The sequence below is a fragment of the Uliginosibacterium paludis genome (genome assembly GCF_039631355.1).
Lineage (GTDB): Bacteria > Pseudomonadota > Gammaproteobacteria > Burkholderiales > Rhodocyclaceae > Uliginosibacterium > Uliginosibacterium paludis.
The window spans coordinates 81,626-93,982 of record NZ_JBDIVF010000011.1 but is presented as its reverse complement, the minus strand read 5'-3'; the positions used below and the strand labels follow the sequence as shown (position 1 = coordinate 93,982).

Below are 12,357 nucleotides of genomic sequence, written 5' to 3'. Positions count from 1 at the left end.
CACTTTCTTGTAGGGGCACGTTTGAGATTCGCTCATATACGAATCAACAACTTACGCGACGAACTGTCGAACTCGGGTGGACGAAGTGCGCGCCGAGCTGTTCTTCAGGGCCCGCGCTTCTCGCCACTGCGAGGATGACGACTATCTGGACGCGTTCAGGGAGCTCCTGCCGCTCCTGAAAAAATTCGGTGAAGGGCGCAGCCAGTCGCCTGAATGAACGCGAAGGGGGAATGCGGGGCATGTTCTTGCGGCAAGGCCCTCACCCGGAATGCGTGCCCGAATCGTACCTCGTACAGCGGGGTCGCCGAGACATGCCTGAAGCGTAGGGTGCGGTGCCAACCGCACCGGATGTTTCCCCCGTACGTAACTGCGTGCGTTATTCCGGGTGGCGGAGTTGGCACTCCGCCCTACGACTGAACGCCCGCTTTTCAACTTCACGAACGTCCGCAACGGGTTGGCAGGAGCCATTGGCGTTAAGCCCTGCTCCAAAACCTGCCCCCATACGCCTCTCGCGGCAGCATGCCAGCCGAAAATGCTCCCCCGACACCGTCTTTTCGACCGCCGCGGCACAAAGACCGAAACCCCTGCCGCACAAGGCTTTCAGCCCCTTGTTTTTGACTTTGGGCGCTCGATCCGGCAAAACAGGCCTTCAATCCTGAAAACCGCCAAAAGCAAGGCCCCGCAAGCCTTTGAGGGGCGTTTGCGGGGCCTTCGCTTGTTTTCGACTTTAATGACCTGTTTTCGACTTTAATTGTCTGGAACAACAACTATTCCAGACAATTAAAGTCAAAAACAGCGGGTTCGTCATAATGCGGCTTCAGAGTGAGTGTTGTTTAACTTCACTTCTTTTAAAGTCGAAAACAAGACGGCAGCTACGTTTCGAGACATATTAGCAAGAGAACAACGCTCATGCACACTGCGCGGATCATTAAAACTCAACGACTCGAGCTATCTCTAGCTGGACTTTAGCTGCGTCATCTCCAACTCCATCAAAGCGCTCGCCACGCACCCACCTTTGACGATCCAGTTCCGATACCTCGGGTCCCAGTACCCTCTCCCTCGGCAAATAGACTCAACAACGCTTCGCACCACAGAACCTGCAGGGTGCCATACCACCATATCCCCCGAAGGCAGCATCCTCGTTGTAACCTCGACACCATTGATTAAATATACGTTAGACATCGTACAAGCCTCTTTGCTGAAAACGAGGCCAGACTAAGCCCTGAACAACGGGCAGCATCACTATCAAACGCTCGCACTACCCTAAACACAGGGAAAAATATGGCTAGCAATCAAAAGCTTACCGAAGAACAAACAGACACCGACAGCTCCTCGCTTCGTAGCGCTGCGGCTTGCCTGCAACGTTATCTGATCGCCCACAGGAAAAACAATCAGCTATATGACGTTCTGCAGCATTTAGCAGACGAGACCCTTGACCGGCTTGAAGAAGGCAAAGATCCGCGCTTCAACTACCGTTCTTTACAGCTTGCTGTCTCAGGGGAGGCGGAACAGGATCCCAGCGCTTGGTTCAGCAGACACTGGAAGACGCTCAGGGCGTTCAAGAGCAAATACGGCCCCGGCCTAAACCAGTTCGCAGCCAACCACGGGTTTAGTCACTATCCTGACATCATCAAACATGAAAGTGACGGCGGCGCAGGCAATCAAGCCCTGATTGCGTTGATAGCTTGTCCTGTCGAGATCGCGAAGGGAGTCCCAGCCCGAACGCTCGGCATCCACCACCAGGACATTGCGTATATCCCTGCAGAGACCATTGCAATCGCTGGCTGGGCAAAGCTTTTGTTTGACCGGGAATACACCGCCGAAGGGTGGCGAAAATGGTTTCTAATCTGGCCCACGCTCCTCTGGATTTTCGCTTTAGGACTGATTACAGCAGGATCGCTGCTCCTGCTTGTACTTAGTCCGAGACCGCTCACGACAATTGATCTGGCTTTGATCATCTTCGCAGGCTTGGCAGTGTGGTGTTGTAAACGAGAGATTGAGCATGTCACAAGATGGGCTGATGACCAGATCGTCATGACACCGGAGAGCATGCTTGGCTTCAGAGAGCGCAGCGTATGTCTGGAACTTTATCGACCGAATACCGATGCTCCGAAGCGCGCCCGTATGGCCAAATATGTAGCGCAATGCCCAACCTGCGGCGGCCAGATTCTGCTCGACTATGGCGAGCCTGACTTTCCACGGCGTATCGTTGGACGATGCGAAAGCAGCCCGCGAGAACATGTCTTCAGTTTCGACAAAGCAACTTTGAGCGGCTACCGACTGCGCTGCCCACCCCAATTATCAGGTGATTTCACGCCCGATCGGGATTAAATTTTCCCACTCATCGATAATCTGGAATTGCTCGTCCTCGCTCTGCGCAGCCCATAGCCCCTCAGCAGATAGCGGCGTCGCGGCAGCTTTCGTTCCCACACATAAAACTTACGTTTTCGGTTAATGGCTCGCCGTCGACTCATACGCGCGGATCCACAACATCACCGAAAGAAAAATCTGCTGACTTTGCCCCCATCCAGCCAGCTCGATGTGCACGCGCATCGTGGAGCGCATGATGCCAAGGGCTACCCGGAATATCGTGATACCGAGCGGCCTCACGATGAAATACAGCCTTCATATCTTCGGGCAAAGCATTGAGATTGATCCAGCCCCTAAATTTGGCAACGGGTTTGTAATTCAGTGCGTCGGCAAATAGATCCCGATCATGATGTGAGTCGCAAGCGATCATGAAATCCGGCAACGAAGCCAGCCAATCATGCAAGCGCTGACTCAGCGTCTCTCGAGACATCCTTATTGATGGGTCCGACTCAAGGAGCGGCAGCACAGCCGCTCTCACAAAATCCGAGCAATCCTGCTCCAGAAAATCTGAACGCACGGCATAAAACTCCCTCCCATCTTCACTGACCAGCGCAATGCTGATCAGGTCGATTTGGATGAAATCCGTGAACTCACAATCCAAAAACACCTTGAGCAGCCCACAAGCCCCTTGTCTCACCGGAGGTACGGACATTTCGCCCCTCACATCAAAAACCTAAATGTATTACAAAAAAAACGGCCGCTATCAAATAAAGACGCACAACACACAAACAACCAGCTCTGCTACAAAAAAAGTACTTCTCAAAACATTTCCAACGTTGGAAATATAAAAAAAGCACACAGATACGCCAATCAAAACCAAATAAAAGACTTTGAATAATTAAAAACTAGCGTTAGTCTGAATATGCGGATTCACATCCGAAGCCGCGATTTTCAGGAGGAGATCTCAAGCGAGATAGCATTTCACTTCAGAAAAAAGAAAAGCCCGCGAGGCGTTGGAGCGCCAAGCGGGCAGTTTTCTTTACATCTTGTCGGGGATTGACGCCCCAACTGAACTTTCGCTGAGTCCAGTCTAGGACTGCATCCGCAGTCCGTCAATCCCCTGTTTTCGTTTTTTCGCAAGCCGTTCGGTGAGCGAGGACCTCCCTCACCCCGGCGGCAGGAGATTGAGCATGAGAACCACCAAACGATTTACACCCACCGTACTCGCTCGCTTCGTCCGGCAAGGCCGAGGGCAAGGCATTCACGCAGATTATTCTGCCTGGCATCAAGTCACTCGGGGAGACCCGAGCAGCCGGGGACGTTCGCACATTGTGACCCTGCACGGCCGGTCCCATGACTTCCTGTCCGATCTGGAGCGCAACACAGCACTGCAAGCCTGGATGCATCCCGATCATCACGACCTGAGGGAGCAGCACCCCCTGTCCCTGACCACCGCGCCCCATGAGCTCGTGGCCTATCGCGCAGCACCGCCCTACAGGCTCTACCCTGGCACGCTGGATTTGGCACGAAAGCTCGGCATCCGTCACCCCATCCTCCGCTTCCAGGGAGAACAAGCACCATGGGTGATGACGACGGATCAGCTCGTTACGCTCAAAAGTGCTGACGGAAAACTTCGGCTGATGGCGCTGAGCTGCAAGTACGCAAGCGACACCAACACGCCGAGGCGCCGTCAGTTATTGGCCCTCGAGCGCGAGTACTGGCGAGTACGCGGCGTCCCCTGTCGCCTCATCACCGAGAAGCTCCTGCTGTCTCGAGTGACCGAGACCCTCGTGCGCACCTGGCACTGGGGATTGATCTCCTCACCTCCTCCCGATCACCTCGAAGCCGCGATGTGGTTTGCGCGCCATCTTCAGGGCATGCCACTGCATTCCATCCTGGCGCCCTTGCGCGAGCGTTTCAACTCCATGACTGCGGCACAAGAAGCGTTCTGGAGAGCCGTTTGGCTGGGCCGCATTCCCATGCGACTCACCGTGGGGTGGCGTCCGACCGAGCGTGTGGATCTCCTGCCGAAGGAAGTTTTCTGGGCGCAGAACTCGGTGGTCTCGGGAGGTGACGCATGGACCAACTGAGACACAACAGCGTGATCAAGCTCGTTACGGATTCCGGGGAGCACTTTTATCGCGTGATCCTCGATGAGCCCGCACGAAAAAAGACGGCATTGGTTGAAATCGTTTCGCCGTCAGATGACGATCAGCGCACCGCGCGCGGAGGACGCCGTCGTCTCGAACACACGGCTCGTCGGCGTGCTAAACCCGCCCTCCCCAACACAACAGCCATCATCTGGTTTCACCGCCCAGAGTTGGAATCCCTCGCGTCGGAGCATCTGTTGCTACCGATTGAATTTGAGCTTGAGCGCCCGTATTTCGTGCCACCGCAAAGTGAGAGAGGACAGCAAGAGTTTGACCGGCGGCGTCAGCTCGCGCGTCTCCTCCTAGATTCCAAGTACCTTCGAGAATCCCTGCTCATCCATGGAACATTTGGCCCTCTGATCAAGGAAACAATGGCCTTGGGGTGCAGTCGCGCACAGGCCAACAAAATACTCTCGCTGCTGATCCGTTTCGGGTTCCATGAAAAATCCCTGCGTGACCGGCGCTTCAGATGCGGTGCCCCAGGCCAACCGCGTCCCTGCGATCCGGGCGGACGCCGCAAAGCAGGCCGAAAGACCAACGCAGAACGACTCGCACGCAAGGTCCAGACCGAAGCACCGCCGCAACAACCCGGTGTGTCGACCGAATGGATCATCAAGATCCTTGGAGCCGACAAGAAAAATTCAAAGCTGCGCATGAAGATGCCGGAGCGCATTGACCGCATTCTCAAACATGCATTTGTCCAGGCCTACACCTTCGTCAATGGCGTGCCCGTTGCGGTGGATCTTCGCCAGGGTCAGTACCCAAACCGACGGCAGATCATTCGAGTGCTCACCAGCACGATCCCGAAAATGGAGGAGCTGCAAAATAAGACAACAGCCGGTCATTTCCAGCGCAACCACCGCAGTCTCAAAGAAAAAGCATGGAAGGGCATCCCCGGTCCCGGGCACACCTGGTGCATCGACTCGACCGTGGGCGATATTTATCTGCGTTCGATCCTCAACCGCACGTGGATCGTTGGACGCCCAGTCGTCTATGTCATCGTGGATGTGTGGTCGACTGCCGTCATGGGCTTTCATGTCTGTCTGCAGCACCCCTCTTGGCCTACAGCCAAGATCGCGCTGTTCAACTGCGTGGCGCCCCCGGAGTTGATGTCTGCACTGTATGGCTTTTCCTTCAGCCTGGCCTTGAATCCCTTGCCGACGCTCCCCGCCTCACTGTGGATGGACAACGGCGAGTACAAATCCCAGGGGGGACGGTTTTTCGGGATGTATGTGCCGGACGAATCCTTCACACCGCCCCGGCGCCCGGACTGGCACGGCATGACGGAAGTTCTCCACCGCATTGGCAAGGATCGCATCCAGGCCATCCCGGGAGCGATTGATGCGCGCCGCAAAGAACTGGAAATCCGGCAGTACCGCCCTGGCTTGTCCGTCATGACCTTGCCGGAATTTGTCGAGTATCTCTACACGGTGTTCTGGCGCTACAACCTCACCGCCAATCGGGCGCATCGGCTGGACGCCACCATGAAGGCTTGCGGCGTCGTACCCAGCCCTGCGGGGCTCTGGCGCTTCGGCCATGACATGGGGATTGGCACACAACGGGAGTTTACAAGAACGACACTGATCACGGACATGCTGCCTGCCAGCCCGGCACATGTCACCAGGAACGGGGTATTCAAGGGCCAACTCGACTATGGATGGCCCCCGGGCCTGGAAGATGAGTGGGGATTTCTCGCGCGAAATCGCCATGGCTGGAAGCTGCCCGGCAACTACCACCCTGCCTCGCTCTCGAAAACCTGGATCCTTCCAAGCTCCGGCCTCATTGAACTGGATCTCGCCGATACCGCAATTGCCCCGCCGCACACTCCATTGTTCGATTTCGTTGATCAGATGGAGCATCACACACAAAGCAACGCGAAGCGTGAACACGAGACCAATCTGATCCGCCTTCAGGCGCTTGAACGCGAGACTCAGCTTATCCGCAATGCTAAAAGCCGTACGCGCGAAGCAGACGCGCTCTCAAAAGGAGGGCGGCCTGATATCACCACGGCGCGGCAGATGGAGCTCGAAAGCAGCCTCCCGCCACAAGATCTGTCCGATTCAGGACGCCCCTTCAACGCACGCCCCCCTCGCGAAGCGATGAACGACGCGGGGCAAGACCACCTCGCCTGGATGGCGCAATTGCTAGACGAGCAATCTCCGGAGAACGATCATGAATGATCTTTCCCCTTACGGCGACAATCCCTTCATCAATGCCCTGGGGCCCATCCGGGATCGTCGCGAGATGAGCCGGGCATTACTCCAAACGCCGGCTAGACCGCCAGATATCGCAAACCTGCCTTATGCCGTGAGACTGCACTGGTTGATGCAGTTGCGCGAGATGCACCTGCCACGTATCGAGGAACTGCGTCTGGCAGAAAGTCTGGACCTGGCCACGCGACACAGTTATGCACAGCGCTCCCCCCATTCACCGGAAGTGTGGTCTGCCTTAATGAAGGAGCCGGTGATCCAGCCGGCCCTAAACATGCCGGCGGGCGTCGTGTCTCTGGTTGGCCATTCCGGAACAGGAAAAACCGAAGCGGTCACGCGCCTCCTCAAGCGCTATCCGCAGATCATTGCGCACGACCGACTCCCTAACTTCGCCGGCAAGCATCTCCAGGTCGCATGGGTTTCTGTGTGCGTCCCTCCCAGCGGCCGAACCGTGGATCTGGCAGAGGTACTGATGAAGGCTTGGGATCGCGCTATGCTGCCCTTCCACAAGGGCGAGCCGCGCTTCGCGCACACCCTGGCACAACAACGAAGATACGGTCCGCGCATGCTGGAAGAGTGGCGACAAATCGCCAGCAGCCACTTCCTTGGACTCCTGCACCTGGACGAAATCCAGAACCTGTTCAAACTCGCCACACTGAGCCAGCGCAAGTCCAGAACAAACGGCAAGAAGGGGGCAGGTCACCATATCGACGACTACTGGGCTGGTCTTCCTATCGTTGAAGACCAGATGCTCAAGTGGATCCTTTCTATCGCAAACGAATGGGGCATGGCCCTATGCATATCAGGCACACCTGACGGATTGAACGCGCTCAGAAGCCGGTTTTCGGTGTCGCAGCGCATATCTTCCCTTGGGCATCACCGATTCCAGCCATTTCAGGTCGATGACGCAGAGTTTGTAGGCGTCTTCCTGCCGGCATTGCTACGTCACCAGTACGTTTCAACCCCGCTACAGATGAGTGACGAACTCGCACACCTTCTGATTGAACTGACAGCGGGAATCCCGCGTCTTCTGGTGGGGCTGTGGATCGCAGCACATCGAATCGCATTCGAGCGCAACGAAGATCGGTTGCGGCTGGAGGACTTGATGGCTGGAGCCAAAACCACGCTGGCTCCGGTCATGCCTGCCGTTCAGGCACTGAACTCGGGCAATCCGCAGTTGATGGAGCGCTTCGAGGATCTCATGCCAGATGATTTCGATCTCTGGGAGGCGCTCGGACACCCCCTGTAGCACTGCGTAAAACTAGCGTTTCCAAACAAGGCTCCGCCCGCGGAGCCTTATCCACTTATGGGCCACGTCCGCTGACATTTGACATCAAAAGAACGACGCGATTATCGCCGGCAGGTTCTCGGCCCAAGCGGTCATCCGACCAAATAACAACTATGGTCTGCAATGTTGCTGAAGCAGGCATTCGTCGCCGCAAGCCTGAATGGCAATAAGCTGAAAAATTGACCGCTCGCTGCGAAAGCTTATCCATGAGAAGTCACGTGTGGCAGATAAAGCGTTAACATCAATAAAAGGCTGAAGCCCACAACAAGATTCGGGGACGGAAATTGGAGCAGCGGCAACTTGATCTGCTAGGGTTTATGGCCGGGGCTGACGACGGCGAAGCGCAAACGCACGTGCATGACCGGGGAGAGCTTCACGTGCACATGAACGGCGCCATCCCCGTCTCCACCATTCAGGAGATCATGGCTGACGAAGCAACGTCACTTCCAGCAGGCTTTGATTTCGAGCGGGACATGACCCGTCTGGCAGCATGCAAATCGCTGGCGGAATACCTCACGCCGTGGCAGGTGCTGCGCCTCTTCCCCAAGAAGCGCACGAACCTCGATCGCCTCGCACATGCGGTTCTTGCGAGCTTAGCAGAGAACGCCGTGCGTTTCGTTGAGCTTCGCAGCAGCGTTCTGTACCTGACCGGACTTCAGAGCTGCACGCCGGCACAGGCGTTGGAACGCCTCATCGAATCGACTGGCAGCGCGGCGCAGCACCACGGCGTCCGGCGGGGCTTGATCCTTACCGTAACGCGGGGCGACTACGGCGCTACCAATCTCGCCACACTCTTGCAGGCCTACGAGGACCTCGGACGGCCGAAGGATGTCGTGGGGCTCGACCTTGCTGGAGATGAAGAGATGCCATATCCGGCAGAGCTGCCAGCGATGATCCGTGAGGCCAAGGATCGGTACGGCTTTGGCATCACGATCCATGCAGGAGAAACGGGCCGCGTGGAGAATGTGCGTGCGGCCGTGGATCTCTTCGATGCAGATCGAATCGGCCACGGTACGGCGGCCGGCAAAGACCCGGAGCTGCTGGACCTGCTGTCCGCCAAGGGGGTTTGCGTCGAAGTCTGCCCGATCAGCAACCGGCTCACGGGTGCGGTTCCCAGCGATGAGGCCCACCCTTTACAGGAGTTCCGGCGCCATGGCGTGCCGTTCGTGATTTGCTCTGACAACCCTGCGATCCATCAGCGCGGATTGGCCGACGACCAAGGGGCAGCCATGGCCGAAGGCCTGTCCATCTGCGATATGCAGCAGCAGTACGAAGTCGCCAAACGCTTTTCATTCATGGAGGGTTTGAGTTGAAGATTCGATTCATGTCTGGCAACAAGCACAAGATCGAGGAGGTGCAACGCATCCTCACCCCGGTCGGCGTGGACATCGTGCCGGTGTCCAGAAAGATCGAGGAGCTGCAGACACAGGATGTTGGTGCGCTCGTGCGAGACAAATTGATTAAAGCGTTCCGCGAGATCGGCCGCCCATTGTTTGTCGAGCATACGGGACTGTACCTCAGGGGGCTGAACGATCTTCCCGCAGGCCTGACTCAGATCTTCTGGGATCGGTTGGAAGCCAAACGCTTCGCAGACCTCGTGGCTGCCCTAGGTGACAACAAGGTAACTGCAAAAACGGTGCTTGGGTACTGCGACGGACGCAAGATGCATCTGTTCGAGGGATCCATCGAAGGCACTGTTCCCCGTGCACCTGCTGGTCCTGAGGACTTCCAGTGGGACTGCGTCTTCATCCCTGACGGCAGCACAAAGACGTTTGCCGAGATGGGCACCGACAAGGACGACATCTCCATGCGCCGCATCGCGCTCGATAATTTTGCTGCCTACCTCAAAGCCAAGAGGCCATGAAATGACCGCTGAACTTTTTGAAGCCCACCGCAATGGCAAGCTGATGCTGTTTGTCGGTGCCGGCGTTTCCGCGAACCTTGGTTTGCCGAGTTGGAGTCAGCTGATCGCGCACATCGCGACGGAACTGGGCTATGACCCGGAGGTGTTTGCCACCTACGGGAACTACCAGACCCTTGCTGAGTTCTACAGAAGAAAGAGAGGTGGACTCGGTGAACTGCGGAGCTGGATGGACAGGGAGTGGCACAAGTCGTCGACAGACATCAAGGCCTCCGACATTCACCGGTTGATTACACAAGGCAACTTCTCCCGGATCTACACCACCAATTACGACCGTTGGCTTGAGATCGCCCACACCGAGTTCGGCGTGAATTACGACAGGATTGCCAGCGTGGCGGACATGGTCGCGGTCAGGGACGGTCATCGCCAGATAATCAAATTCCATGGTGACTTCTCAGCCGATGAATCGATCGTTCTAGACGAAACGAGCTACTACCAAAGACTAAACTTCGACACCCCGCTGGACATCAAGCTGCGCAACGACGTGCTGAACAATTCCGTTCTCTTCATCGGCTACAGCCTGACGGATTTCAACATCCGACTCCTGTTCTATCGACTGACTGAGATGTGGGGGCGTTCGCCGCTGGCGTCCGTGAGACCAAAATCCTACGTCTTCACACACCGCCCGAACCCAGCAGCAGAAGAAGTATTGAGGCACTGGGGCATTGAGATGATCGTGTCCGACGAGGATGATCCGAAAAAGGCGCTTACAGACCTTCTACAAGAGCTCGTGACTTGATTAGGTGGTTAACGAAGCAAAATGCACGATATGGCAAGCCGTTCTACGTTTTGGAAGAATTACGGTCAATATGGTGAGATCGCCGAAGTGGCGCGCTTGGACAAGAGGATTGATCAGTTAATATTTTGTTTTTCAGGAAATGACAAATGACAATTATTGATACAACACCCATTAAGACCCTTGGGGATCTGAAAAGTGAACTTGCTCGCTATCCGGACGATTGTTCTTTTGAGATTGTTTTCAAGACCAAGGAGGGTGGCACTGCCTTGTACGGTGTCGTCGATATGAACTGCGCGATTCATCAAGTGACAAGACTGAACGACGTGGTGCTGGAAATTGTTGCGCAAGAAATCTAGGTCAAATAACTGAAGCGTTCGTGAAAAGGCCCGGAGCTGTCCAACGGAAGCCTGGGTGTTTGACGAGAAATACGCGTTCAAACAAGGCGGCCTGCCTTTCGACCGTGCCGGGGATCGTGCGACAAGTGTGCTACGCATTGCCGCCGCTCATTGACGCAGGCCAGCCGGCAGCTTTGGCCGATTTACACGCAAAGTGCCAATGCCTAGTTTTAAGTTTAAGTAGTCTTCCAAACGGGGGGGAGTTGGCGCACTGGCGCCGCAAGACGATAGAGCGCACCCTGAACAACTGGTGAGCAAGCAAACGCTTCTTCGTGCCCCCCCCCGCTGCAGAGACTGATGCGGGCGCGATGCCGCCCACGCCACTAGCTAAGAAATGCAGCCACACTCCGGCCTGGGAGGTAGGCTAGTAAAGTGCATCTCGCTCGTTAAAAAGTTGAATTCCCCTCGGCGGTTAACCATTGCTGGCGGGATGCGGCTGTCCGACAACGCAACGCGAATCACCTCGTTAGCAGCGAATGACGCCGTGATAGCTGCCAATGGAGCGAGGTTGCCAATGTTGCGCCAAGGGCGTGCGAGCTTGCGCAGACCGACAAGTTCGTCTCCCTGAAGATTTTCTAGTGTGAGGCGGCCGCAGTGATAGCAGGCCGATTTCCCAGGCAGAACTGTCATGCCGATCAGGCTCAAGTGCAGGTTGTAGCCTCCGGCGATGACGTAGGCGGTATGTGCCCTCTGGCATGCAGCGTCAACCATCGCTGAGGTGGCATCGACACTCGGCGAGTCGGCACAATTGATCACGATGGATGCCGGCCCTGCGTCCTGTAACAACTTGGCTAGGTCGTCCGAGTCGCTCATCATCTGCCGGAGAGGGCGCACTACGAGTTGGGGATTGATGCGTTGGAGTCGCTGCGCCAATGCATCGACTTTGTATTGGCCGACATTAGACTGTGTGTACAGTGAACGGTTGAGATTAGATGTCTCCACCGTGTCCTTATCGACAAGTACCAAGCGCCCCACCCCAGACTGACAGAGCTCCGTTGCAGCCCAACTGCCGACCGCGCCGACGCCCAAAACGATTACCTCTGTGTCAGATAAGCGCGCGAATGCATCCTGGACATCGTTGCTTGGTATGTAGTCACCGAGGAAGTTGAGCACCCGTCGCCATGGCGACTGGGCCGCCCACTGCGCAAAGCTATCATCTTCAAGTATGCAGGAGGCATGCAACGCATGGACGAGAGCTTGAAAGTGCTCAAGATCGGCGCCAGTGCGGTTCGATACCTCCATAAGTGTCAATTGACCATCCAACTGCTGCAGGGCTAGGGCAAATTCTTGACGCAATCTGTACTGGCGGCTCCTTCGGGTGTTTCCGAGGAAAAATTGCCATTG

At 56.1% G+C, this 12,357-nt stretch carries 10 protein-coding genes; 8 read left to right on the top strand and 2 right to left on the bottom strand.

Going from position 1 to position 12,357, the window contains the following annotated elements; translation table 11 throughout:
• The first annotated feature begins 1,281 nt into the window (after nt 1-1,281).
• Complete coding sequence (locus ABDB87_RS18285) at nt 1,282-2,331, top strand: hypothetical protein (protein ID WP_345929756.1); 1,050 nt, start codon at nt 1,282-1,284, stop codon at nt 2,329-2,331.
• Nucleotides 2,332-2,470: 139 nt separating this feature from the next.
• On the opposite strand, the gene ABDB87_RS18280 is transcribed toward ABDB87_RS18285, so the two are convergent.
• Nucleotides 2,471-3,022 (bottom strand): hypothetical protein, encoded by a 552-nt coding sequence (locus ABDB87_RS18280; protein ID WP_345929754.1) that lies wholly within the window; start codon nt 3,020-3,022, stop codon nt 2,471-2,473.
• Nucleotides 3,023-3,500: 478 nt separating this feature from the next.
• Between ABDB87_RS18280 and ABDB87_RS18275 the strand changes: the two genes are divergently transcribed.
• The 7 genes from ABDB87_RS18275 (at nt 3,501) to ABDB87_RS18245 (ending at nt 10,974) form a co-directional block, all read left to right on the top strand.
• Nucleotides 3,501-4,400: a TnsA endonuclease N-terminal domain-containing protein gene (locus ABDB87_RS18275; RefSeq protein ID WP_345929751.1), complete on the top strand. Its 900-nt coding sequence runs from the start codon at nt 3,501-3,503 to the stop codon at nt 4,398-4,400.
• On the top strand, nt 4,388-6,640 hold the full coding sequence (locus ABDB87_RS18270) for a hypothetical protein (protein ID WP_345929749.1): 2,253 nt from the start codon (nt 4,388-4,390) through the stop codon (nt 6,638-6,640). The genes ABDB87_RS18275 and ABDB87_RS18270 overlap by 13 nt, the downstream gene beginning before the upstream one ends.
• Complete coding sequence (locus ABDB87_RS18265; protein WP_345929747.1) at nt 6,633-7,919, top strand: AAA family ATPase; 1,287 nt, start codon at nt 6,633-6,635, stop codon at nt 7,917-7,919. The genes ABDB87_RS18270 and ABDB87_RS18265 overlap by 8 nt, the downstream gene beginning before the upstream one ends.
• Before the next feature lie 356 nt (nt 7,920-8,275).
• The gene (locus ABDB87_RS18260) at nt 8,276-9,271 is read left to right on the top strand and encodes an adenosine deaminase family protein (RefSeq protein WP_345929758.1); all 996 of its coding nucleotides are present in this window, start codon (nt 8,276-8,278) and stop codon (nt 9,269-9,271) included.
• The gene (locus ABDB87_RS18255; protein ID WP_345929745.1) at nt 9,268-9,822 is read left to right on the top strand and encodes a non-canonical purine NTP pyrophosphatase; all 555 of its coding nucleotides are present in this window, start codon (nt 9,268-9,270) and stop codon (nt 9,820-9,822) included. Before ABDB87_RS18260 ends, ABDB87_RS18255 begins: the two co-directional genes overlap by 4 nt.
• A 1-nt stretch (nt 9,823) precedes the next feature.
• On the top strand, nt 9,824-10,618 hold the full coding sequence (locus ABDB87_RS18250; RefSeq protein WP_345929743.1) for an SIR2 family protein: 795 nt from the start codon (nt 9,824-9,826) through the stop codon (nt 10,616-10,618).
• Between the two features lie 146 nt (nt 10,619-10,764).
• Nucleotides 10,765-10,974, top strand: a complete 210-nt coding sequence (locus ABDB87_RS18245; protein ID WP_345929741.1) for a hypothetical protein — start codon at nt 10,765-10,767, stop codon at nt 10,972-10,974.
• A 366-nt stretch (nt 10,975-11,340) separates the two neighbouring features.
• Here ABDB87_RS18245 and ABDB87_RS18240 read toward each other — a convergent pair whose 3' ends face one another.
• Entirely contained in the window at nt 11,341-12,309 is a 969-nt protein-coding gene (locus ABDB87_RS18240; protein ID WP_345929739.1) for a HesA/MoeB/ThiF family protein, read from the bottom strand.
• Between the last annotated feature and the right edge of the window lie 48 nt (nt 12,310-12,357).

Bases quoted from the DNA above. Each gene is read 5' to 3' on its own strand.
- ABDB87_RS18285 (WP_345929756.1), top strand. From the start codon at position 1,282: ATGGCTAGCAATCAAAAGCTTACCGAAGAACAAACAGACACCGACAGC.
- ABDB87_RS18280 (WP_345929754.1), bottom strand. From the start codon at position 3,022: ATGTCCGTACCTCCGGTGAGACAAGGGGCTTGTGGGCTGCTCAAGGTG.
- ABDB87_RS18275 (WP_345929751.1), top strand. From the start codon at position 3,501: ATGAGAACCACCAAACGATTTACACCCACCGTACTCGCTCGCTTCGTC.
- ABDB87_RS18270 (WP_345929749.1), top strand. From the start codon at position 4,388: ATGGACCAACTGAGACACAACAGCGTGATCAAGCTCGTTACGGATTCC.
- ABDB87_RS18265 (WP_345929747.1), top strand. From the start codon at position 6,633: ATGAATGATCTTTCCCCTTACGGCGACAATCCCTTCATCAATGCCCTG.
- ABDB87_RS18260 (WP_345929758.1), top strand. From the start codon at position 8,276: ATGGCCGGGGCTGACGACGGCGAAGCGCAAACGCACGTGCATGACCGG.
- ABDB87_RS18250 (WP_345929743.1), top strand. From the start codon at position 9,824: ATGACCGCTGAACTTTTTGAAGCCCACCGCAATGGCAAGCTGATGCTG.
- ABDB87_RS18245 (WP_345929741.1), top strand. From the start codon at position 10,765: ATGACAATTATTGATACAACACCCATTAAGACCCTTGGGGATCTGAAA.